Below are 25,183 nucleotides of genomic sequence, written 5' to 3' on the forward strand. Positions count from 1 at the left end.
ATTAAGCTATAAGTGAAAGATAAACTAATGAAGGGTAAATTAAATGTTAACCAAGCATTCGCCATGCCTGCTCATGCGCCAATATATTTAAAGCCTCCAGCATATTATAGAGATTTTTACGCTATACTCGGAATTTTTAAAGGAAATCCAGATGGTATAAGTGAAACTGTGCCAGATAATCTAGATCTAGTCACGTTAGGTGATAACAAGCCATTATTTATGTATTTCCAAGCTTATTATCCCTTTTCTAGCTTATATGGTTCTTATAATGAGGTAGTGATATCGCCATTAGTACTTTACCAAAACCAACCACATCTATTCGTCTCCTACATTTATGTAGACAATGATTCAGCCCTAACTGCGGGTAGGGAAATTTGGGGCTTTCCTAAGAAATTTGCAAAGATGAAATTAGAAATTCAAGGTGAGAGTGTAGAGGCTATTTTAGAGAGACCTGCTGGAAGGAAACTAATAAGTTCTCAAATGAGAATTGAGAGACAAGCCAAGATGGAAGAATTACAAGCTTCCGGAATAGGCTCCTCACCTACATTGCTTCTTAAGTTAATACCAAATGCAGATACTGAATCTAAACCGTTAGCGGAGTTAGTGAAAGTTGAGGTGAAAATGACGCCTAGAACATCTACTAGTGATAACTCATTGGAGTTGTGGACTGGGAAACTGGTATTGAACTTCGTAGAGGAAAGCTTAACTGATCCTATTTTCAAGTTTGGTCCAGCAGAGCCAGTTAGTGCATACTTCGGAAAGTTTGACATGATTTTACCGCCAGGGAAGGTAGTATATAAATATATTTGATTTTTTTCTTTTAATAATACTTAAAAGCGATAGTAAACTTTATATGTTTTTAAAGTGTCAATTGTTATAATGGAGTTATATTCATTAGCTAAAATTAGGAAGTTAATAAAGGAAGTAGACCAAAATCCCCTAAAATTCTGGTGGGAAAATAGAAACATAATAAAATGGATTCAAGAACCGAAGGAAGTAGCTGAAGGTTCTCCACCTAAAATAAGATGGTATATAGGAGGATTATCGAATATATGTTGGAACGCTATCGACCTAAACTTAGAGGATAATAAGAATAAGGTAGCCTTTTATTACATGAACGAAAGCGGCTTAACCAAGGCAATAACCTATTGGGACTTATTCTATGAGGTAAATAGGGCTAGCTATTTCTTAAGAGAGTTAGGGGTGAAAAAAGGGGACACAGTTTCCCTCTTACTACCTAACATACCTGAGGCAATATATTTCGCTCTAGCAATATATAGGCTAGGTGCTGTAATAGCAATGCATTACTTAGGCCTATCACCACAAGCTTTTGCCGAAAGGTTAAACGATAGCGGCTCTAAAATATTAGTAACTGCATCGAAGGGATTTAGAAATGGAAATGAGATAAGAATTAAGGATTATGTTGATAAAGTCCTTAATGACTACAAGACTACAGTGGAGAAAGTAGTCGTAGTAAGCAGAGGTTATTCGGACTTTGATGTAGTTAAGAATAGGGATGTAATATACGAAGATGACTCCCCTAAGGGTAAAGTGTATGTTGAACCTCAACCAATAGAATCAAACGACCCACTCATAATAGCTTACACTTCTGGAACTACAGGAAAGCCTAAAGGGATATACGCTTCCTTAGCATACATTGTAGCCTCAACATGGGCTCTTAAATCAGTCTTTGGATTTCATGAAGGAGAAGATACCGTGTGGATAATTTCAGATTTAGGATGGCTTACGTGGGGTGGGAATATACATTTCATTCCGCAAAAGAGACTCACTGGTATCATATTTGAAGGGTTCATAGGTTATAGAAGAGATTTATTCGCTAAAATCGTGGAGAGGTTTAACGTTAATCTAGTGTGGATGCCTACTACACTCCTCAACATGTTAAAGGGTTTAGGGGAAGAGTCAGTAAGGGGAGATATAAGCTCGTTGAGGCTCATTTTAAATACCGGTGAGCCCTTAAATCCGGGTACTTGGAAATGGTTAAGAGAAAATATGCCTGACGTAATAATCGCTGACTCCTATTGGATGACAGAGTATGGATTTCCAATAGCTTCAACTCCATTTGGGTTAGGGGAAATCCCCTATAAGCCTGGATCTGCTGGACTTAAGTTCTTCGGCGTTAATGTTGTAGATGATGATGGAAAACCATTGCCACCTGATCAAAAGGGATATATTGTACTAAGCATGCTTAACCCAGCAATGGGAAGATTATGGAACGATCCTAACATGGAGAGGTTTATAAAAATATATACTTCAAGATTCCCTAACTACGTATATACTGGAGATTATGGGTTTTATGATGAAGACGGTTATCTTTACGTATTAGGTAGAGCTGATGATATAATCGTAACTGGGGGTAATAGAGTAGGCACGTTGGAAATTGAAGGGATATTAGTAAGTAATCCTAACATAGCAGAGGCTGCAGTAGTGGGATACACTAAAGAGGGTAAGAACAAGATATCAGCCTTCATAGTACTAAAGCCTGGTAGTGTGATGTCTAAGGAGGATGTAGTTAAATACTTAAGTGAGAGGGGCTTCTCTGTAGACGATATCTTCTTCGTGAGAAGATTGCCTAAGACTAAAAGCGCTAAGATTATGAGGAGATTATTAAGGTCATTATTAGTAGACGAACCATTAGGGGATATCTCAGCCTTAGATGATGTGAACGTAATAAACGAACTGAAAGAAGTTATAAAAAATGAATAGCTTCAGTCTTTTTTAACTTTTTTAATCGAGAAGAGACTGTATTTGCTACTACTCCGCCGGCTCAAATACTATTGACTCTATCAGTTCTTGCTTGACATACTTTGATCTAACCTTTAATCCGATCCTTAACTTCTTTGGATCCCCTAGATAATTGGCTTTAACTCTAACTCCATTAATATCCACTAATAGAAGCACTGCTGTAAAAGGTAGTCCTCTTTCTATTATCGTGTAGGAATATACTACACCCTCTTTAGCTCCCCTAACATTTAATTTATCACTACTACACTTCGGACATGTTGTTCTAAGATTAGTGAAACTGTATCCACAATTCTTACAAGAAAGTATAGGTACTTCACCTGATCTTAATACGTTATAGTATTCATCATTTAATTGCTTGTAATCCATTATTCAACACCCAAAACTATTGTTGCTGAATGATCAAAAACCCCACCTAAAGTATTAACTAAGGCAATTCTAGCATCCTTAACTTGTCTGTTCTCAGCTAATCCAGCTAATTGATATAATGCCTCAGCTAAAACTACACCACCACTGGTGAATCCCACTTGTCCAACATTTAGACTTCCACCACTCGTATTTATTGGATAAGATGAAGTAGGTAGGAAGCTATCTCCCATTACGAACTCCCCTCCTTTACCATTATCAGCTAATCCTATCCCTTCTATCTCTAAAAGAACCATTATAGTATAGGCATCATATATTCCGTAGTAATCTATCTTATCTAAATTTAATGAGTTTAACGCCCTTCTCACGCTATGTTTAACTGGAGTATCTAATATATTTTCTCTTTCAGCTAATGGAATTGTTAGTGTAGCCTCTCCAAATCCCATCAACTTTATAGGGGATATACTTGACTTTGAAGCATTTTTACTTACCAAAATAGCTAAAGCCCCGTCAACTGGATTGGTAACTTCTAATAGCCTTAGAGGATAACTTACCATAGGTGACTCTAGCACGTCTTTCAATGTTAACTTCCCTCTATATATTGCTTTAGGGTTTAGATTAGCGTTCTCCCTTTGCTTTACAGCTATCATTGCCCTACCACTATCGTCTGTATTATGTTCCCTCATGTACCTATTAGCTATTAACGCATAATCGCTCGTTGGATAGAACTCAATAGTAGGTATTGTTAACTCATAATATGTAACCCCTTCATTGACGTAATTTTTAATAGTGGACTCAAACATCGAACTTCGTATTCTCTTGAGCAGATTTCCCTTTCCTCCTCCTACAACTAATACGTTATTAGCCAGACCGCTTTCCACAGCCTTAAAAGCCCTATAAGTTCCTACAACTATTGACGAACCTCCAGTATACACATAGTCGAAGTAATTAAGCTTGTTTATTCCAACCTTGCTAGCTACCTTATTAATTAGGAATATTCCAGTATCATGTGAATTATCAATTGTCCCTGGCACTGCAGTAACAACCAATCCATCTATTTCGTCTTTTTCCATGTTAGCCATTTTAATGGCTTCAATTATTGACCTCTTGAATAGCTCTACAGCAGGTACCTCAACCTTCTTCTCGTAATAGAAACCAAATCCTACAATACTAGCATCTACCATGGTTTCATTAATTACTTTCATTAATAAACTATATAAACTTTCCTTACTGACGTTATAGGTTTATGAACTACTTGAATTCATTAACAATAAGTTTTCATTATGATGTTAGTGAAAAACTATATTCCTAGACGAGTAATGGTTATTAAAAATCTTTTATACGATAAAAAGTATTGTTTCATAATTATTCATTTCGTACATATGTGTAACATAAAATTCTATTAAAATTTTTAAAATAGATAGGGTAAATATCTTACAAAATTAAAATACTCTCTAAAGATTTTTTGAACTAATAACGGCAAAACTAGATACGACTTTATAGTTTAAGAACAAAGGTATAAATTAAGTTAGATATGTCTACAGACGTAGTGGAAGGGTAACGATAGCAATGGGAAGCAAAATGTATCGTTCCTCCATTTTCTACACATAATGGGAGTACACTAATGTTCACATGTTAGTTTTATAGATAAGAACTTGGTGAAGTTTTAATTTTACACACAAAATATTTAGCTTCATAACTTTTATTGCCTTCAATTTCGTCGAAAGTGTAATAGTGTAATCTAAGCATCTAACGTGCTTTGCTAATGACATCATATTTTTTAGTTCAGTTATGAAGGTATATAAAAGGTATAATCTAACCTAGTAACGAGAATTTAAATTTAAGAAAATTCGTCAATGAGTGACCTAAACTGATTTCATACCCATATAACGGAAGTATATTTAACTTTATCAATTTAAATCTAATTAATGTATTTCAATTTTCTTATAAAGTTTTTAATATGACTTTATTATAATAATCGTTATGGGCTATATAGATTCTCACGTGCATCTTTGGGTAAGAGAGATAATGTCGGATGAAATGATAAGGAGAGTAAATAACATGTCTAATAACGCAGTTGACAGGCAACTAGTTTCCATCGATCACATAATCAAAGAAATGGATGAGGCTAACATAGAATACGTCGTAAACATAGTATATCCTTCAAGAGAAATGTGGGGATCTAATGAGGATATAGTGCTAAGGGCTATTAATTTCTTCAAGAAATACCCTGATAGAATCTCAATTGTGGGAGGGGTTCAACCAAACCACTTATCAGAAAAGGAGACTAAATATTGGCTAGAGAAACAGTACGAGGCAGGAGTTTCAGGTTTCAAGATACATCCTCCTCATATGTGGGTAAAACCAAATAGTTATAGGGTTGAAGAAGGTGGTCTAAAACAATTAGAAATTATATATGAGTTCGCTCAAGACCATAATTTACCTATAATAGTCCATACTGGAACTAGTTATTTTCCAGTTGCCAGAAATAAGTATGGTGACCCCATATTTGCGGACGACGTTTCAGTAGACTTTCCCAAACTGAGAATCATATTAGCTCATAGTGGAAGACCTATATGGGTAAATACGGCATTTCAGTTGGCTAGAATTAGAAGGAATATTTATCTGGATTTGTCAAGTATACCGCCCAAAAGAATCCTAGATTACATACCTAGACTTGAGGAGATAAAGGATAAATGCCTCTATGGTAGTGACTTCCCCGACATAGGTGTTAAGGGTTTAAAGGAAAACCTAATGGAGTTCTTGAGTATTTCTATTTCCGAGGAAGCAAAGGAAAAAATTGCCAAAATAAATCCTGAAAGTTTCTTTAAACCTCTAGCTTAAGATCTTTTAAGACCTACAGAAGTTTCTTCCAACGTTTTTCTTTTAGTTTCCTTCGCCATTAATATAGAGAATATAAAGGCTATGACACATGTAATGCCGAACACGATAAGGGAAGTTGAAAATCCTAGATCTTTTACCATTATAGGAAAATAGAATACTCCTAACACAGCCCCAATCCTACTTATCGACGTAGCAAAACCTTGCCCACTAGACCTAACAGAAGTGGGAAACAATTCTGTCGGATAAAATAAGGTGACTGCTCCAGCCCACTGTTCTAATGCTACAAATGTCATGAAGTATGGAACTAAAATAAAACCGAAAATTTTTACTATTCCTCCTAAGATCAGTAGGAGGGACATAGCTCCTAATCCGAATAGAAGTACAACTCTTCTTCCTAAAGAATCTATTAGAAACTCCGCTATTATATAGCCAATGATTGCTCCTATCCCTATGACCATCGTTCCATATAGAACTTCATAGTTTGAGGGAAAAGCGAATTCTCTCAGTATTAAGGGATAATACAGACCTATTCCATATGAGGCTACATCAAATAGGAACCAGACTAGGGATACGAAAAGAGTTACTAGTAATACATTACCCTTAAATAGATCAAGGTATCCCTTAATTCCCTTATTTTCATCTTCTTGTTTAGGTAAATTACTGTCCTTAAGTACTCCTTTAGATACTAGCCATCTTGGTGATTCAATTAATCTTATTCTAATTAAGATTATGGGAATTGAAATTAAAGCTCCAAAGAGAAAAACCCATCTCCAGTAATAAGCACCTAGAGGTAATGTGAGCAGTGTAATTAATGCAGAGACTAATGTCCCTACCCAATACATTGAAACGCTACCGGTTAAGTATCTCCCCCTACTGATAGAAGGTGAGAATTCAGCTATTAAAGTACTACTTACTGGGTAGTCTCCCCCAATTCCAACACCTAATAGTAGCCTAGATATGAAGAGCTGAATGAAGTTTTGAGATAAGGCTGAGGTTATGCCAAATACTGCGAAGAAAATTAGGTCTATTCCCATTATTCTACTCCTTCCTACTTTATCAGATAACCAGCCGAATAATATAGCCCCGAAAATCATTCCAATCAAGGAAGAAGCTGTAACTAACCCAGTTTCAACTGAAGATAAACCCATTTCGTGTTCAATGAAATATATTGCGAAAGATATAACTGACAAGTCATATCCATCTAAGAAGAATCCTGCAGAGGATACGAAAAATGATCTTATTTTAACCCCCTTGGGTAATTTGTCAAAGTAGCTCATCTTAAGTATAGTATGATTAAAGGAAAGATAAAAATGTTTGCTAGTTTATAGTTAGTTTGTATACCATATTAATTTCACATAAGTGTGGGAAGCCTCGCCATTTATAGAAGGGAGGAAGTCAGATAGGTGTGAGGATCAATAGACTTGAAGAGTAGAAAAGTTTAATTCTTATAGTCGAGTAAGAATTTAATAATGAAAATAAATGATATTAAAATATACAAAGTAAAATTACCACTTAAGGAACCAGTACAATTCTCATGGGAACCTACAATTAATAATCACTTCGAGTTTTCCCTAGTAATAGTTGAGGGAGAAGGCGTTAAAGGATATTCTGCAACTCAGTTCACGGCTCAGACTGATGTAGCAGTTAAGGGACTAATGCCTACACTAAAAAACTTAGATATTGAGGACTTCATAACAAATGATAGAATCTTAGAGTTGGGGAGTTGGTTTTTTGGTAGAGTTGGACCGATAGAAGTTGCGTTATGGGACTTAATAGCCAAAAAGGAGAACCTACCACTATATAGATTGTTCAGAGGTAACAGGAAAGAAGTAAAAATATACGCTAGTACAGGTAGATTAATGAAATCCAATGAGTTAATTAATTTAATGAAGAAATATTATGAGTTAGGGATTGACCTAGTTAAAATTAGATTTCATAGACCAAGAATAGAAGATGATTTTGACATCATAAAACAGATTAGGAGGGAATTTGGAAATTCAATAAAGATTGCAGTTGATGCGAATCAAGCTTGGTCATTTGTTCCACCATTTTGGAACAGATATGATGCCTTAAAGGTCGCTAAAGAATTAGAGAGGTATGAGGTTGAGTGGTTAGAGGAACCTCTCTTCAAAGACGATATAGAAGGCTATGCTTGGCTAAGAAGGAACACTAATATAAAAATAGCAGGCAATGAATTGGAATATAATTTTTCAAAATTTAAGCAATTTATTGATAATAAGGCATTAGATATAATTCAAGCAGATGCCATTTATTCCAACGGTTTCAATGAATGTGTAAAGATAGCCTTGCTTAGCCAAATCAATAATCTTTTGTTTCTCCCTCACGCTTGGGATCCAGGCTTAGGCTGGTTAGCTAACTTACATTTAGTCGCCAGTTTACCAGAAAATCTCACACCATATTTAGAAACTCCTTTAGATCCTTCGTGGTGGTTCGATGAAATTATTCAATTCGGTTTCAAGGACAAAATTAACATTGAAAATGGATACGTGAAAGTCCCTGAGAAAGGAGGATTAGGTGTAGAATTAGATCTAGAAAAAATTAAAAATTTTATTGTTTAGATTATTTTTGGACTAGAATGTTTGAAAATCTATCCCTCAAGACTTTTTTATCTATTTTTGCAGTGCTGGTCTTTGGAAGTTCTCCTTCTTCCCATATTATTATCTTGTCCGGAATCCACCATTTGGGAATAACGCCTTGATTTACGAATCCAGTTAAATGTTGTATTATATCATTCTCCGTTAACTTTCCCTTATATTCTTGTTTAGGAGTTATGATTGCTATGGGTCTCTCTACCCACTTCTCATGTTTTGCTGCGATGACGGCAACTTCTGCTACTCCAGGGTGAGTAGAAATTAAGTCCTCAAGCTTAGTACTAGGTATCCATTCTCCACCACTCTTTATTACATCCTTAACTCTATCAACATAAGCTAAATACCCTTCCTCATCCCATATGGCTAAATCTCCAGTGCGAAACCATCCGTCTTCAGTCCAACTCTCCTCAGTTTTCTTAGGATCCTTGTAGTAGCCTCTAGTCATCCATGGGGCTCTAACAACTATTTCACCTATAGTTTTTCCATCCTTTGGAACGTCATTCATTTCTGGATCTACTACTCTGACAAAGACAAAGGGAGCTGATCTTCCAGCTCTATATAATATATATTCTTCCTTCTTCTCTTCTGACCAATTCTCCATCTTAGGCTTGAAAGTTAGTCCCCCCATCAGTGGGGCAGTTTCTGTCATACCCATTCCTTGACAAACTAGAATTCCTCTCCTCTTAGCTTCTTCATACAATCCTCTCGGTATTGCTTGACCTGCTACAATGAACTTGAATCCTCTTAAGTCATAGTTAGCCATCTCTGGGCTATTTATGATTAAATAAAGCATTGTTGGAACTCCAGCAGTATATGTTACGCCTTCTTCCTTAATTATCCTTATTATGTGGTTCCAATCATATCTTCCCGGGTATACGGACTTCATTCCTAACAATAAAGATGAATAGGGACTTCCCCATCCATGTACGTGAAACAATGGTGGTATTTGTAGCCAAACGTCCTTGCTTGTAAGATTTAAGGGAGGACCAGTCCACACACCTGCATTCACTACTATACTATGTAAGACTATGTCTCGATGTCTAAAGTAAGCACCTTTAGGTAATCCAGTAGTTCCAGACGTAAAGACTATCGTAGCTATCGTATTTTCATTTAGCTCTGGGGGAATATAATTTGGATTACCTTCTCTAATCAATTTTTCATATTCGTAAACTTCTACATTAGGTAATTTCACATCAATATCCTCGTTCTTATCACTCATGACTACGACTTTTTTAACTGTAGGAAGTTTAGGCAGAAGTGAGGATAGTATGGGAATGAAATCTTCATTAGTGAATATTATTTCGTCTTCAGCTAAATTTATGGTATAAGCCATCTCTTCTGGTGATAATCTAACATTAACAGTGTGCATTACAGCACCAGTCATTGGAATTGCGTAATATAATTCTAGGAATCTAATGGTATTCCAATCCATAACTCCTATTCTTGTACCTAAATTATCCTTGTCTCCAATTTTTATCTTAAAGTCATTTTGAATGACACTAGCCATTCTCTTGGCTCTATCATTAAGTTTAGAGTAAGTTAATCTCACTTTTGGTATCTTAGGTGGGGCATAAACTATCTCTTGATCTGGATAGGCATAGGAGCTCCACTCTATAATCTTATCTATGGTTAACTGGTAATCGTAGATTTTGCCCATCATAATATACTATGACTTAGACTGTTTAAAAAGTTTTATAATAAATAGAATCATAAATTTTATTTAATTAATATATTCTTACTCTGGAAACTAAAAGTTTAGATTCCGATTCTACCACAACTTCATCGTTCTGATTCTTAACCCTTGATTTTATAGTGACAACACCACCATTATACTTCTCAACTGGCTTCTTATCAACAACCTCTGCTTCCCCATAAATAGTATCACCAACTCTAACAGGTTTTAAGAACTTAGTATGCATTTCTAGGAAAGCCATAGCTGTCCCCGCTACTAACATCCCCATATGCCCAGAAAGTAAAGTTACGGTTAATAGTCCGTGGGCAATTCTACTTCCAAATATTGTTTTCTTAGCGAACATATCATCTACATGTAGCGGGTTAAAATCACCACTTAAACCAGCGAAAAGTACTATATGAGCATCTGTAACTGTTATTCTGGGGGAAATGAACTTCATCCCTATTTCGAAATCATCAAAAGTTAGAGGCGGAGATTTATTGGAAGACATAGTCATAAGTTAGAAAAGTTGTTTAATAAACTTTTCTATCCCAAGCTGATTTTTATATAATAATAATCGATAAATTAAGAATAATTTAATATAATCTTTACCACTGCTCTTAATGGGAGAACTTGATGATGTTAATAAAATCATTCGTTAATCCATGACAATGTACGTCCATAAATAAATTATATACTAAAGCTTTTATAGGAAATCGATAGTTACACTTATAGTGAAAAATATGTTATTGGGTTTTTCAAGTGAATATAAGAAATCTTACGAGGGATCATCAATGGACTTGATGGCTAAAGCTGTAAAGGGAGCTTTGGATATGGCTAAGTTAGAGCCAAAAGATATTGACGGTGTAATCACAAGCTGGTTACCTTGGATCTTCGATGGTGCCCTCGCAATAGGTTTCCCAGAAAACTATATCAGCGAATATTTAGGGATAAAACCTAGATTTGTTGATTTGGTACAATATGGTGGAGCATCGGCAATAGAAATGTTCTATAGGGCTTATAAAGCCGTAAAAAGCGGTGAAGCTGATAGAGTTTTATGCGTTATAGGTGGAAAGGGCACTATCATGAAAAAGCAACTGAGGGAGGGAGGGATCAACGATTATCTTGAAGTTGAAATGAACAACATAGTGAGAAATACCCCGTTTGATGAGCTCATAAGAGTTTACAAGGACATGGATCCAATATCGTTCTACGCTATGGTAGCTAAAAGACATTCTAAGCTATTTGGTACAACTGATGAGCAAAGAGCGTTATTAGCTGTTCAACAAAGATATAACGCTAATTATAATGATAGAGCCTTATTCAGAGGACCTTTAACAGTAAAGGATGTAATAAATTCAAGAATAGTTTCTTCTCCACTTCATTTATTTGAAATAACTTATCCTATCGATGGATTTCTAGCTTTTATAGTTGGGAAAGGTACATCACAGTTGAGATCCTTAGAAGTATTGTCTTATGGAGATGCAATATGGCCAGAATTCGTAGCTGAAAGGAACATCGACATAGTTTATACTCCAACAATAGAAAGTGTGAAGAAGATAAATTTCAATTTAAATAAGATTGATGCGTTTGAGATTTATGACGCCTTTACAATCATGGTTTTGACGGAGCTTGAAGATCTCGGATTAACGGAAAAAGGTAAAATAGGTAAATTCGTAGAAGAAAATGATCTGACAATAAAGGGTAATATTCCAGTTAATACTGGTGGGGGAAGCCTAAATATGGGACAACCCGCTTACATGAGTGGTATTATAATTCTTGAAGAGGCGTTTTTACAGTTTAACAACCTAGCTAAGGGACACCAAGTAGGTGGAGCAGACTATATCCTAATCAATGGTTTAGGAGGATGGAATACTCACGCAAGTACTTTAATAATAGGTGAGAGAAAGTGAGATTAGATGAAATAATCCTAACATATTTAGATTACTTTAACAAAGAGAAATTACCATACATTAAATGCAATAATTGTGGATACGTATTTTACTACCCTAGAGCTATTTGCCCGAAGTGTTTATCAGATAGATTGTCAGTTATGGAGAGTAAGGGTGAAGGAGAAATATATTCGGAAACTAAATTTAATGATGGGAAGGGGGAAATAACCATCGTAAGCTTAATAAAGCTTGATGAAGGTTTCACCATTTACGCAAATGTGATAGCCAATAATCCTAGTGAAGTTGATATTAATAAGAGAGTAAAAGTTATATTTAAAGAGGTGGTAAAAAATCAAAAATTCCCCTTCTTTACAATATAAACCAATTTTTTCATCCTTCCAATCTAATTTCCTGGAAAGTTTATGGTAACGTGGAAAAAGTCTTAAAAATAGTGAGAGCTTTAGACAAATAAACCTTGATTAAGCAAAATTTATAGTCTTCAGTATATGTAAACTTAACATGGATCTAAAAAATAAAATCTATTCTCTCTTTGAAAATATAGACGTGAGCTTATTGGAAGACATTCCTAAAAAGGGAATAAGAATAGGGATAAAGTTTGGAGACAACTTTATTGGGATTATCGTAGAAAAGTCAAGAATAAGTTTCTCAGATAGCATGGACAAGCTAGATAATGAGATTATTACAGATGAGAACAGTTTTAATGAATTTCTAGAAGGAAGAAAGTCATTAGTTGATCTTTTATTAGAAGGAAAGATATACATTAGTGGAAAGTTAAGTAACTTATTGAAGTTAGTTAACGTCTTAAGTTCTAAATCAATAAACTTGGGATTTGAGTCTGGTCTCTGTAAAACCTTAAAGGCAGTCTTTGAGGGTATATGTAACAAAAATGATGAAATTATAAAACAAATAAAGAACTTTAATGCCTCATTTCAATTTAGCGATTTTCAAGATAACGAGTGTTGCCTAATTATAAATGAAGGAAAGTTTAACGTATTAGAAGGTAGGTGCAAGGTTAAGCCTAATGCAATAATATCAGCTGAAAAAGAGGTATGGTATAAAATATTTACCGGGGAGGAAAGTGTAGGAACTATTGCAATGAATGGAGAAGCTAAAATAGAAGGGAATTTAATTCAAGCGTTTAAGTTAAAAACAATAATAGATAAAATATTTTAAAATAAATACTCACCCATTTTTTCCTTAACCCACCTTGGGAAGTACATGTAGTATTCCCTAGGATATGCCTTCCTAAGACCATCATATGTAGCCTTAACTAATCTAATTTTATCCCTATCCCTTATAATTTTCACAAGTCCCTTAGACTCTAAGGAGTTAAGGACTTCATTTAACTGTTTATCATCACACTCAATAAACCTCTTGATGTCACTAATCTCCATGAATAAACCTGGATTAACTAAGTAATCCTTAGCTAAAACTCTCAAGACTTGCATTTCTCCTTCCTCTCCACCTTGTAACTTCTCTTTATTTATAGACTTTTCCGATACGGTTATTGGCACTTTAAGCTCAGGATGTGGGAGTCTTACCGGAGCCTTTAACTCGTCAGCCAATGCTGTAAGAGAATATCTTACTATAAACCTCTTTAAAACCTCACTAGTACCTCCACCTATAGTTCCTAGCTTAGCGTTCCTGTAAATTCCTTCCACTGGATAGAACTTAGTCCATCCATCCCCTCCCATAGCTTGGATAGCATCCCTAGAAGCTTTCTCAACAGCCTCAGTTGAAAATACTTTTAACACATTTGCGTCAATTACTGGATCAATACCTTGGTCGAGTAAATAGGCAGTATAATAGGTTAATAGTCTGGTTATCCTATAGGAAATTAATATATCCGCTAGCTTATATTGATTAGCTTCATACTCAAAAGTAGTTTGATTAAATTGAACCCTTCTCCTAGTATAAAATGCAACATATTTGGCTAATTCTCTTAATAAACCAACTTGTTGAGCACCTATTACTAACCTTTCGAAATTAAGCCCAGAAACTAAGATCCACCATCCTTGACCCTCCTCGCTTAGCCTATTTTCCTCAGGGACTTCAACATGATCCAAATCTAAGTAGCCGTTTAATAATCCATCGAACCCTTGAAGTTCATTTATCTTTTCTACATGAAAACCTTTCATACCTTTTTCTAAAATAAAGGCTGAGAGATGGGAGTAAGATTTTCTTGCTTTAGGGCTAGGATCTGTTACAGCATAGACAACGTATGTCTCAGCCATACCAGCGTTAGTTATAAATCTCTTCTTACCATTTAATATGTACTTATCACCCTCTTTGACTGCTACAGTCTCTGCTCCAGCAGCATCACTCCCCACGTAAGGTTCCGTAATACATACTGCCCCTACAGCACCTTTAGCGAACTTAGGTAACCACTTAGCCTTTTGCTCTTCATTTCCAAACCTTAAAATCTGATATAACCCCCCGAAGAGCGTAGTAGCGAAAACTCCTCCCACTGAGCCTAAGTTGGTTATATACTCTGAAAGGATAGCCGTACTTGTGTAGTCTCCATTCATTCCACCATACTCCTTAGGGATTACAATACCCCACCATCCCTTTTCGACAACTTTCTTATGTAGATCTAAGGGATATTCGTTCCTCCATAATGCTTCCTCTGCTCTTCCCCTATTTTCTTCAACAAAATTTTCTACCTCTTCAGCTAATTTCTTATGTTCTTCTTTCCACCACGGTAAGGCTTCTACCAACTTTAACTCACAGATCAATTTAAGAAGGAAACATTAATAAACTTATATTCTGAAGTACTCGAATGTAATCATTAATTCCCACATTAAATATTAGCACTATATTCTTATATCTATTTCATAAATTATATGAAAAAATAACTATACATCTACCGATTAAAACCTTTGCTATCAAATAAACTATTCATACAAAAATGTTTCACTTTCAAGTGCAATGATTTTTAATGAAACATAGCATTTAAAAAGCAATAATTTAGATTAATTTCGTTAACTTTCCCTCTAATTTTAGAAGAGATTCAAATAAAAAGTAGTCCCCCCATATAAGTTCACTATTAACTCCTATCCCACGTTTCTTGAAATAGCAACCATTAGTTAAAATTCCAGGAGGTCTAGCATCACCTTCCTTAATACCAGTCAAATAATTCTCTACAAGGCTTATAACAGTATTTTTAGCGAATTCCTTGTACTTTTCCTCATTGAAAAGTTCAGCTAATTTAAGAAAAGCTGAGGCAGATATGGCTGTTGAAGAAGTATCTTTTAGCGTTGTATCATGAAAATCCCAAAATGCAACACTCTGAAGGCCTTATATCCCATTTCAACTCCTAATGACGCTGAATAAAGCTTACTTAAACTAACAAACCCATGTAACGTTGGTTTAATCATATAACCTAATGATAAACCAATCGAATTCTTTAAGTTTGTATTATATAATTCTGATAAAACAATTGACGTCGATAGAGAGTGAATAGACGTCATCGATTGCCCTCTAGTCTTACTTATGGATAACGAAGAAGCAACTCTGGCTGAAATTTCCGATGACGCTATAGCTGACTTCATTAAATCCTCGCCGGAGACGTTTAAGTAGGGAATTGAGAATAACGATGCTGCAGTTATTCCATGACCTAAATGACCATAATATAGTAAGGTAGAATCGTAATCATACATTACACTGAGAATTGGAAACAACTCTAGCACTGATTCGATTTTTGAAATGCCAAGCTTTTTACTCCATTCAGACCTGGATGATACTAACGTCGCTGAAATAGTGTCTATGATCATTAATTTAGCGTTCTCTAAGCTTTTGTGTGGTATCTTGGAAATGGATAAGTTTTCAGTCCATTGAACAGCTTCATCTAAGAACGATTCCATTAATATTATTTATTTGTATAACAATATAAGGGTTCATGACTTTCGATATTTTACGTCAGCTCCCCTAATAACACTTATCAATATTTTTTAAATTAAGAAGTTATTTTCCATACACGGAATTTTCTCTAAAATAGACAAGTAAAAAATTTTTATAGGTTCTTTCAATTAATCTTGTAACCCAAAATCTTTTAGGTGAATCCTTCTCACTTGTTCGGGCTTTAACTTAACAGCTTTCTCGATTACTGCATATCTTTGCTGAAACATTCTACCAGCAAACTCAAGAACATCTTTGAATCCTTCATCACTCTTAGTAAAATAGTTGAACAGTGGCCCAATATCTTCATCCCTCCATTTAGGTGAAAGCAATATTTTTCTATTAACTTCAATCAGAGGAAATGCAACCTCTTGAGATAATGAATTAAAGTAGTTAATGAACTCTTTTAATAATCTCTCACCATGCATAGAGATCATTAACGCGGCAACGTAGGCTCCAAAAGATATATGTCTAGCCTCATCCCTTACAATTAGTTTTACCATCTTGTATAGTCCCGGTAATACTGGCAAAACTTTTTCGTAACCCTTCACAAATCCATAATATCCAGTTTCAGCTAAGATCCCTTCTGCTACAAACATATATGACACTACTGCTCTTATGATATTTTCAGGAGATGGATCCTTATATAATGACCTCATGTTAGTTGGTATTATTTCATAGAACAGCTTTCTATAAGGCTCGTTTTGGTATGTATATTCATATATTCCTTCGGTTTCTCCCACGCTCTCAAACCATCTCCTAAAGGCTACAGTGTGATTGGCCTCATCCCTAGCGAATTGAGTAAGATATAAAGTTTCTTCAACAAATCCTAACTCCTCCATGACTTGAGCTAATGGCAATATATCCCTTGCCACACATTCCTCACCGGCAATGAAGTACGAAGATGTAACCTTGGTCTGCATCTTATCTGATGGTTTCATATTTTTCCATTGTTCAGCATCTTGAGAAAAATCTAACTCATAAGCGTTCCACCTTAATTTTTCTCCTAATTCGAAAAGTCTCATTGGGAATGAGTTCCAATCAATACCTTCAACCGTTGACTTAAACTTTTTATGAAGAATCTTTCCCTCCTTGTTCTCGTTTCCGTAATCAGGATTTATTACTCCCATAAGTCCTCTTGTTTCAATTAGTTTTGATCAATATAAACTTTGCTATTTTAAATTAATTAAGAGGCTATTATATATATAAGGCGATTTAGGGGATCCTAGGGTATAAATTCATAATTTTTTATTTTTAGGTAAATTATAGAGAGTTAAGAATATAAGATACTATCATCTAAAATTTAACAATGATAAAGGGTTTAAAATCTACTACAAACGATGATTGGCAATTAAACGTTCATAAATTACTCGAATACGCGGCAAAAGTGCATCGTGAAACGGAAATAATCTCTGATAGAAGGTTAGTAGGAGGAGAGTTTCATGTATTAAATTACGGAAAGATATACAAAAGAGTGTCTACCATGGCTAACGCATTCGAAAAAGAAATGAACGTCAAAGCTGGTGATATTGTAGCTATATTAGACTGGAACGATCATAGATATTTTGAATCATTATTCTCCCTTCCTTCATTGGGGGCAACTCTATTACACTTGAACTTTCGTCTTCCCCCTTCAGATCTAATATATATTGTTGAACACACTAAGGCACGAGGATTATTGGTTGACGATTCCTTACTTCAATTGGCACAAATACTCTCTAAATCGCATAAATTTGATTTCGCAGTAGTAATGAGTGATAAACCTATTGAGGAAATAGAGCAATTGAAAAATATTAGAGATTCCTTACCGAGAGATCTTTACGGATATGAGGAATTGATAAAATCTCATTCACCAAACAGAAAATTTGAAGAAATAGATGAGAAAACAGCAGCTTACGCAGCCTTTACCTCTGGTACAACGGGGCTACCTAAGGGTATTTTATACTCACATAGATCAGTTATTCTTCATGCAATGGCTGTAGCACATGACTTCAATCCAAAGGATGTCTTATTACAAGTTGTACCGATATTTCACGCTAATGGTTGGGGAACCCCATTTGCTGCAACTATAGAAGGATGTAAGCAAATATACCCGGGAAGGTTTAGTCCAGAAACCATAACTAATTACATAATCAATTACAAGGTAACAAGAACAGCTGCAGTACCAACTGTAGTCCTAGAGCTACTGAGAAGATTGGAAAAGCTGGAACCAAAACCCGATTTAAGGGGACTGAAGATAGGGATAGGTGGTCAAGAACCACCGGCTTTTCTCGTTAAGGAACTTGCTAAATACGGAATAGAAGCATATCAAGGCTATGGAGCGACTGAGACTAGCCCATTAGTTTCTGCAGCAGTTGAAAAGACTTCTGAGATGCAACAACTATCTCTTGATGAGAAGTTCTTTAAGATGAAACAAGGCTTGATAGTGTTTGGTGTTGAGGTTAGGTTGGTTGATCCTGTTTCTGGTGGTGATTTGCCTTGGGATGGTAGGAGTGTTGGTGAGTTGTGGTTTAGGGGTCCTTGGATTGCTAGGGAGTATTTTGATGATCCTAGGTCTTCTAAGTCTTTTACTGAGGATGGTTGGTGGAGGAGTGGTGATGTTGGTGTTATTGATTCTCTGGGCTATATTAAGCTTGTTGATAGGTTGAAGGATGTTGTTAAGAGTGGTGGTGAGTGGATTAGTAGTATTGATTTGGAGAATTATTTGATGGCTCATCCTTATGTTAAGGAGGCTAGTGTTATTGGTGTTCCCCATCCTAAGTGGGGGGAGAGGCCATTAGCGATTGTTGTCTTGAAGGAGGAGTATGAGAATTTATCAAGGGATAGGGTTAAGGAGGAGTTAAGAGAACATTTATTGAAGAGGTTTGCAAAGTGGCAACTACCAGATGAGATAATATTCGAAAAAGAAATACCAAAAACAAGTGTAGGCAAGTTCAGAAAAGATGAGTTAAAGAATAAGTATAAGGATATATACATGAAGTAAACTTAATTTTTTAAAAGACTTCGGTCTCTAGTTTTTTATTAACATTTAAGGGTGATTTCTCCTAACTTCACGTGAAATTTCCTTAAATTATTCCATAAAAAATGCTTAAGCGTATTTCATCAATATCACAAAAAAGTTATTAAACTTAAATGTACTTATATAGTTTAATATGTCTTCATTAACAGGGAAAAGTCTATTCATAAAAGGTAGTGATTTAGCTGATACTGTAGCAATTCCTGCTGCAATTATCTATGAGACTAAGAGACTTAACGTGCCAATATTAGTAGTAACAAGTGCAGGTAAGAGTGGAATAAGTTTAGGGTATTTCCAAGATGTTGATACGGAAGTTAATCTTGAGGAGGCAAGAAAAAGAGATGTAGAGGTTATAAGGAGGCTTGGCGTTGGAGGTGGAACTATATATTCGTCAAAGGGCTCAAGTATGGCGCTTTTTATGACTTTTCCTAAAGACTTTTTCACAAGCATGGATAAGGCATTCTGTCAAATCGGTTCTGCAACAGTCCACGCTTATTATAAGTTAGGGGTTAAAGGTGCTTGGTACGATCATATAGGGGATGTAAGAGTAGGATCTCCTAGAGCCCATAAGAAAATCACGGGTTTTGGTTTTGCTACAGTTGAAGAAATATTAATCCTTAATATGGTAATTGGAGTTGGAAAACTGAACTTTGAGGAGATGGCTAGCGTAATAAAGATTCCCCCTGAAAAATTCATGGATAAGACCGCTAAAAGCGTTCAAGAGTACGTTACGTCTGTAGAGGAGGAGACTGGGAGGAAACCCAGTGATGAGGAAGTATATGATGCATTTAAGAGTAGTCTGGAAGAGACGCTTAAAATAAAATTAGATTCACATGAATTCTCTGACCAAGCTAAAGATATATGGAAGAAATACAAGGATATAGCCAAATCAGATCAAAATCTATATCTGAGATCGAGTGCAAAGAGATTTTCAAACATACCTAAGGGCTATTCCTTAGGATTTTCGAGATATAAGGCTAGGAAGTTAATTGTAACTCATTTACTTACTGACGGGAAAGAGATTAAAGACGTTATGATAAGTGGTGATTTCTATTGCTCTCCAGGTGAATACTTATTTGAACTAGAACAAAAATTAAGGGGTATGTCAATAGAGGATAAAGAGAAAATATTAGCTACCATTAACGAGATCTTCTCTAGGAAGAATTTCGAAATGCCTTCAGTCAAAGCTGAGGATATACTTGAATCAATATCTAGGGCTATTGAGGACGCAAAAAAGAGACTCTAGCTCCTCACTACCTAAAAAAGTGAGATTTTTCTTTTTCGTTTTATAAACTATCCACAAATATAATCTTTCTGATTTTTTTGTAAAATGCTACTTTTTCATTGACATAATTTAATAATTCTTCCTCACTTACCTTACCCTTATACTCATCCTTTAATACTACTTTAGCGAAAACCCTATGACCTACTTCTGGATCCAACTCCCCATCAACGTAAGCCTTTTTTACGGCGGGATGACTTTCTAAAATTATTTCCAAATCCCTAGGTAATATTGGATAAGCTTTATACTTTAAAAACCTCTTCTTAAGCCCCTTAAAGTAAAGTAAACCATTATGATCCATTACGAATATATCCCCCGTATAAAGCCATCCGTTTCTAATAGCCTTATTGGTCTCATTTAAATCTATTACCCCATTACTTCCATAACCCTTCATATTCCAAGGAGACTTAACTATTAACTCTCCTTCTTGACCTATTGGAACTTCTCTGGTACCCGTTTCCTTATCGACTAGTTTTATCTCTACAGTTGGCAATGGAATGCCTACGCTCCCATATACCTTAAGGTTAGAGGGTTGGTATGTCACAGCTAATCCCTCAGTTAAACCATATACTTGAACAAGAGGTAAGCCTAATTCCTCAAAATATATCTTTTGCAATTCCGGAGGAACTGGAGCCGCTCCGGTAATACATAGCTTTAAGCTAAATTTCTCCTTTTTCAAATTATCATAGACTTCTTTAAACACTAAAGGAGGGGCAGGCCAAATATTAACCTTATATTTGTCTAATGACTCTAACACTCTGTCTTTATCATACCTCCTAAGTAATACCACCTTTCCCTTCTCTATCATACTGCCTAAAAGTGCATTTAACCCAAATATATGAGCTATTGGAAGGGAAATGAGTATAGTATTTCCCTCGCCTATCTCCTTAGATCTGACAGATGTACTTACATAATTTGAGGCAATCAGACCGAAGTGCGTATGGTAAACTTCATACGTTCTTCCTATAATTCCTGCGTAATGCATCGATACAGCTATATCTTCTCTTGGATTTACTTTAGCATAAGTCACTTCCTCAGATGCAGACAACCTACTCAGATCGCTTTCAGAGTTTAGAGAAAGGACTTTATAGCGAGAAGATAATATTTCTCTTTCTCTCTTTAAAATTTCATCTTCTGTGACAATAATTTTAGGGTTAGTCAAAGAGAGCTGATATTCTAGATCCTTTCCAGATGTTAAAGGATCTATTAAAGCTACCCTAACCCCTATGATAAACGAGCCAAAAATTATTGGTATAACTAAAGGACTATTGTACATAATTAATGCTATTGCATCTCCTTTTTTCAGTCCTTCTTGTTGTAAATAATTAGAAAATCTTCTTGATAGAGAGTAAAGGTTATTATAAGTGTACTCCTTATTTTCGTAGACCAGAAATGTAGAATCTCCCTTCTCTTTTGACGCTTTTTCTAAAAAGTAATACGCTGGTTCTTCTGGAATCTTTAAGTCTAAATCCTTTGGATAAAATTTAGACCATATGCTCATAGATATTCTTAATTTACGTATTATATATAAAGTTTTTTATCATAAAAAATAATAATATATAAAAATTCTTATCTTCCCTTATATCTAGGCTGTCTCTTCTCTATAAACGCTTTCATTCCCTCTTTGAAATCCTCAGTTGCCGATAGAATGAAGAGGTCTTGAGAGGCAGAACGTAGTTGTGTTAGGAAGGAATTTCTAATGGAATTAATAGCCCTCTTTATTGCCATAGTAGATAAAGGTGCAATTCTCTTTATCTTCTCCACAATTTCTACAGTAGTAATTTCCAATTGATCTGACGGGACTACAATATCCACTAAACCCAATTCCTTAGCTTGTTTAGCACTCATCCAATCACCAGTTAACGCATATCTAGCAATTTTCCTACTAACGAATCCAACTCCCACAGAGGAAGCTAATGGTGGTAAAGCACCTATTAAACCCTCTGGAATGGAGAAAATTGCGTCCTCGCTGGCTATTATAATATCGAATAATATGTTTAGTTCCATTCCACCTCCAAATGCTAGTCCATTGACGGCAGAGACTATAGGCTTATTATAATTCATCAAGAGATTAATTAGCGGAGAGGAGATCTTCTCATCCCACTCTAAAACCCCAGCCATTTCCTTCCAATAATGCATCATCTCTATGTCATCTCCAGCACAGAATGCCCTACCTTCTCCTGTAATCACTACCGCCCTTATTTCTGGGTCTTCTTTAGCTTTACTGAAGGCTTGAGTTAACCCATTCCACATCGCTTCGTTTAACGCATTCAATTTATCTGGTCTTGACATCGTTATTTTAGCGTAGTCATGTAACTTCTCATACTTGACAGGGCCAAAATTTACTCTCTCATACTTCCACTTATAAAACCCTTCACCACTCTTCACACCTAATTTTCCCTTTTCAACCATCTCAACTAATAGGGGATCAGGCTTGTAATTCTCGTTCTTAGTTGTCTCATACCTTATTTTAAGAAAGTTAACCACGTTATCAACTCCATACTTATCTGCAAATGTCAGAGGTCCTTGTGGCCATCCCATTCCCTTAACCATTCCCTTATCTATATCCTCTATTGAAGACACTTGATTCCTCAAAAGCCAAGCTCCCTCATTTACCGCTGGAGCTATTATCCTTAAGGGGTTAATATAATACATGTTATCTGTAGGAACGATTTTAGGTCTCTCATATACCTTACCAGAATAATCATAAAATCCCTTGCCAACTTTCATCCCTAACCTTCCTTCCTCGACTAATTTCTTCAGAACCTTAAAGTGTGGAGGTTCCGTTTCACCTCTCTTAATTGCTTCTAATGCTACGTTATAAGATACATCAATCCCAGTGAAGTCCATTAACTCTAAAAATCCCATTGGCATTCCCAATCTAAATCTCGTCATAGCGTCAATGTCTTCTTTAGGATATCCCTCATCGTATAGCAAGACTGCTTCGGGGAAAGTTCTCCCATTTATCCTATTTACCAGGAAACCTGGAATATCTTTTCTTACAATAACGTAATCCTTATTTATACTTTTTGCAAAATCTACCGTTTTCTTTAAAGTATCCTCACTAGTCTTATTACCCATGATAATTTCCACCAATGGCATTAACACTGGAGGATTCATGAAGTGTAATCCAATAAACCTATCTTCTCTCTTCGTTGCTTCAGCTAGGTAACTAATTGGAATTGAAGAAGTATTAGTTGCAAATATTGTCTCATTCTTAACTATGTTATCTAAGTCTGAAAAAATCTTTCGCTTAACTTCTGAATTTTCGACGACAGCTTCTATGACATAATCTACGTCAGCGAATTCTTTAAGATTAGTTGTAGTTTTTATACGTGACATTACCTTATCCACTTCCTCCTTTAACTGTCCCCTTTCCTTCAACTTTTCCAATGACCACTTTATCTTTTGAACAGCGTTTTGTAAGATACTATCTGACACATCAGATAAAGTCACTTGATACCCAGCAATTGCAGCGACTTCAGCAATCCCATGACCCATAGTTCCAGCTCCTACTACACCTACTTTTGATATGGGCATAAATATATAACAATTTTATAAAATAATAAAATTTTCTCATAAATCACTACTACAAAAAATTAATTAACTTCTGAGAAGAGTATATAACTATGACAAATGTAGCTATAGTTGGAACTGGACATACCAAATTTGGACTTAGAAATGACGTAAATCTACAAGAACTTGCATGGGAAGCGGTCAAACAAGCATTAGAAGAGGCTAATATTGAACAAAAGGACATTGACATGTTCGTAGTAGGAAATGCTGGTGGATGGAGTTCTGAACCATTATCAGCTATCGCAATTGGTGAGTATTGTAATTTGACACCTAAAGGTACTATGAGAGTCGAGGCTGCTTGTGCAACTGGCAGTGCAGCCATGAGAATAGCTTATCAAGCTATTAAGTCCGGAGAATCTAAGGTCGCTCTAGTTGTAGGAGTTGAACAAATGAACCAATCTCCACATCAAGTAGCCGTAGAAATGATGGGAAGAGCAGGGAATTACTTCTGGGAATTTGAGAACTTTGGCTTAACTTTTCCAGGTTATTACGCCCTATATGCAACGAGGAGAATGGCTAAGTATGGAATGAAAGAGGAAGATTTAGGTAAGATTGCAATTAAGAATCACTATTATGGCAGTTTCAATCCTTACGCTACCTTCCAAAAGCAAATAAAAATGGAAGATTATCTAAAATCCAGAGTTGTAGCTTATCCGTTAAAAGTTTATGATGCTTGCCCTATTACCGACGGAGCTGCTGCTATGATATTAGCCTCAGAGGAAGTAGCTAAGAAGTTAACGGACTCACCAGTTTGGATAGTCTCGCAAGGATTTGCCTCCGGAACAATAAACCTATCAAAAAGAGATGAGTTCTTAAATATTGACGTAGCTAGGATTGCCACAGAAGAAGCTTATAAGAGGGCTAATGTTGAATTTGATAATGCTTGGAAGTATTTCGATGTGGCTGACGTTCACGATTGTTTCACAATTGCTGAAATAATGGCTTATGAAGACTTAGGATTCGCAAAGAGAGGGGAAGGGCATATACTAGCAAGGGAGGAACAGACATACATTGGAGGTAAAATACCAGTAAACGTTGACGGTGGGTTAAAGGCTAAAGGACATCCAATAGGGGCTACTGGTGTAAGCATGGCAGTATCAATAACAAGACAACTACTATATAGGGCTCATAAAGGAACACAAGTAGAAGTAAAGAACGGAATGGGAATAACACACAACGTAGGAGGAACAGGACATTACGCATACGTAACAATATACTCAACTAGAAAGCCTTCAAGTGGTTAAC

Annotated in this window: 20 protein-coding genes; 10 read left to right on the plus strand and 10 right to left on the minus strand. The window is 35.7% G+C overall.

All coding sequences use genetic code 11. The features are described 5' to 3' along the window. Positions 1-27 precede the first annotated feature (27 nt). Positions 28-810: an acetoacetate decarboxylase family protein gene (locus BFU36_RS12620; protein WP_069284813.1), complete on the plus strand. Its 783-nt coding sequence runs from the start codon at positions 28-30 to the stop codon at positions 808-810. Between the two features lie 69 nt (positions 811-879). Continuing rightward, complete coding sequence (locus BFU36_RS12625) at positions 880-2,724, plus strand: AMP-binding protein (protein WP_069284353.1); 1,845 nt, start codon at positions 880-882, stop codon at positions 2,722-2,724. Between the two features lie 48 nt (positions 2,725-2,772). Here BFU36_RS12625 and BFU36_RS12630 read toward each other — a convergent pair whose 3' ends face one another. Beyond that, complete coding sequence (locus tag BFU36_RS12630; protein ID WP_069284354.1) at positions 2,773-3,129, minus strand: Zn-ribbon domain-containing OB-fold protein; 357 nt, start codon at positions 3,127-3,129, stop codon at positions 2,773-2,775. After that, the gene (locus tag BFU36_RS12635; protein ID WP_231961159.1) at positions 3,129-4,331 is read right to left on the minus strand and encodes a thiolase family protein; all 1,203 of its coding nucleotides are present in this window, start codon (positions 4,329-4,331) and stop codon (positions 3,129-3,131) included. Before BFU36_RS12635 ends, BFU36_RS12630 begins: the two co-directional genes overlap by 1 nt. Before the next feature lie 778 nt (positions 4,332-5,109). Here BFU36_RS12635 and BFU36_RS12640 point away from each other — a divergent pair. After that, a complete protein-coding gene (locus BFU36_RS12640) occupies positions 5,110-5,970 on the plus strand; it encodes an amidohydrolase family protein (protein ID WP_069284355.1) in 861 nt (286 codons plus the stop codon). On the opposite strand, the gene BFU36_RS12645 is transcribed toward BFU36_RS12640, so the two are convergent. Next, complete coding sequence (locus tag BFU36_RS12645; RefSeq protein ID WP_069284356.1) at positions 5,967-7,247, minus strand: MFS transporter; 1,281 nt, start codon at positions 7,245-7,247, stop codon at positions 5,967-5,969. The two genes, BFU36_RS12640 and BFU36_RS12645, sit on opposite strands and share 4 nt — an antisense overlap. A gap of 192 nt (positions 7,248-7,439) precedes the next feature. Between BFU36_RS12645 and BFU36_RS12650 the strand changes: the two genes are divergently transcribed. After that, on the plus strand, positions 7,440-8,549 hold the full coding sequence (locus BFU36_RS12650; protein WP_069284357.1) for a mandelate racemase/muconate lactonizing enzyme family protein: 1,110 nt from the start codon (positions 7,440-7,442) through the stop codon (positions 8,547-8,549). Between the two features lies 1 nt (position 8,550). Here the strand turns inward: BFU36_RS12650 and BFU36_RS12655 are convergent, their stop codons facing one another. Together BFU36_RS12655 and BFU36_RS12660 are read right to left on the minus strand one after the other, a co-directional pair. After that, positions 8,551-10,242, minus strand: coding sequence for a long-chain-fatty-acid--CoA ligase (locus BFU36_RS12655; RefSeq protein WP_069284358.1), 1,692 nt, complete (start codon positions 10,240-10,242; stop codon positions 8,551-8,553). A gap of 64 nt (positions 10,243-10,306) precedes the next feature. Beyond that, positions 10,307-10,765 carry a MaoC/PaaZ C-terminal domain-containing protein gene (locus BFU36_RS12660; RefSeq protein ID WP_069284359.1) on the minus strand — a complete coding sequence of 153 codons (459 nt, stop codon included), beginning with the start codon at positions 10,763-10,765 and terminating at the stop codon, positions 10,307-10,309. Positions 10,766-10,997: 232 nt separating this feature from the next. Here BFU36_RS12660 and BFU36_RS12665 point away from each other — a divergent pair, with 232 nt between their 5' ends. From BFU36_RS12665 to BFU36_RS12675, 3 genes are all read left to right on the plus strand, one after another. Continuing rightward, entirely contained in the window at positions 10,998-12,167 is a 1,170-nt protein-coding gene (locus BFU36_RS12665; protein WP_069284816.1) for a thiolase family protein, read from the plus strand. Next, complete coding sequence (locus BFU36_RS12670; RefSeq protein WP_069284360.1) at positions 12,164-12,526, plus strand: Zn-ribbon domain-containing OB-fold protein; 363 nt, start codon at positions 12,164-12,166, stop codon at positions 12,524-12,526. Before BFU36_RS12665 ends, BFU36_RS12670 begins: the two co-directional genes overlap by 4 nt. 139 nt (positions 12,527-12,665) lie before the next feature. Then, positions 12,666-13,340, plus strand: a complete 675-nt coding sequence (locus tag BFU36_RS12675; RefSeq protein ID WP_069284361.1) for an SCP2 sterol-binding domain-containing protein — start codon at positions 12,666-12,668, stop codon at positions 13,338-13,340. Here the strand turns inward: BFU36_RS12675 and BFU36_RS12680 are convergent. The 3 genes from BFU36_RS12680 to BFU36_RS12690 form a co-directional block, all read right to left on the minus strand. After that, the gene (locus BFU36_RS12680; protein ID WP_069284818.1) at positions 13,337-14,884 is read right to left on the minus strand and encodes an acyl-CoA dehydrogenase family protein; all 1,548 of its coding nucleotides are present in this window, start codon (positions 14,882-14,884) and stop codon (positions 13,337-13,339) included. The genes BFU36_RS12675 and BFU36_RS12680 overlap by 4 nt on opposite strands. 534 nt (positions 14,885-15,418) lie before the next feature. After that, positions 15,419-16,030 carry a hypothetical protein gene (locus BFU36_RS12685; protein WP_069284362.1) on the minus strand — a complete coding sequence of 204 codons (612 nt, stop codon included), beginning with the start codon at positions 16,028-16,030 and terminating at the stop codon, positions 15,419-15,421. Between the two features lie 165 nt (positions 16,031-16,195). Further along, the gene (locus BFU36_RS12690) at positions 16,196-17,194 is read right to left on the minus strand and encodes a R2-like ligand-binding oxidase (protein WP_069284363.1); all 999 of its coding nucleotides are present in this window, start codon (positions 17,192-17,194) and stop codon (positions 16,196-16,198) included. A 179-nt stretch (positions 17,195-17,373) separates the two neighbouring features. Here BFU36_RS12690 and BFU36_RS12695 point away from each other — a divergent pair, with 179 nt between their 5' ends. Next, positions 17,374-19,047 (plus strand): long-chain-fatty-acid--CoA ligase, encoded by a 1,674-nt coding sequence (locus BFU36_RS12695; protein WP_069284364.1) that lies wholly within the window; start codon positions 17,374-17,376, stop codon positions 19,045-19,047. Between the two features lie 169 nt (positions 19,048-19,216). After that, positions 19,217-20,326, plus strand: a complete 1,110-nt coding sequence (locus BFU36_RS12700) for a lipoyl protein ligase domain-containing protein (RefSeq protein ID WP_069284365.1) — start codon at positions 19,217-19,219, stop codon at positions 20,324-20,326. A 40-nt stretch (positions 20,327-20,366) separates the two neighbouring features. Here the strand turns inward: BFU36_RS12700 and BFU36_RS12705 are convergent, their stop codons facing one another. Continuing rightward, positions 20,367-21,863, minus strand: a complete 1,497-nt coding sequence (locus tag BFU36_RS12705; protein WP_069284366.1) for a class I adenylate-forming enzyme family protein — start codon at positions 21,861-21,863, stop codon at positions 20,367-20,369. A 68-nt stretch (positions 21,864-21,931) separates the two neighbouring features. Further along, positions 21,932-23,902 (minus strand): 3-hydroxyacyl-CoA dehydrogenase/enoyl-CoA hydratase family protein, encoded by a 1,971-nt coding sequence (locus tag BFU36_RS12710; RefSeq protein WP_069284367.1) that lies wholly within the window; start codon positions 23,900-23,902, stop codon positions 21,932-21,934. An 89-nt stretch (positions 23,903-23,991) separates the two neighbouring features. Here BFU36_RS12710 and BFU36_RS12715 point away from each other — a divergent pair, with 89 nt between their 5' ends. Next, a complete protein-coding gene (locus BFU36_RS12715) occupies positions 23,992-25,182 on the plus strand; it encodes a thiolase domain-containing protein (protein WP_069284368.1) in 1,191 nt (396 codons plus the stop codon). The last annotated feature ends 1 nt before the right edge of the window (position 25,183 follow it).

This window comes from Sulfolobus sp. A20, assembly GCF_001719125.1.
Classification (GTDB): domain Archaea; phylum Thermoproteota; class Thermoprotei_A; order Sulfolobales; family Sulfolobaceae; genus Saccharolobus.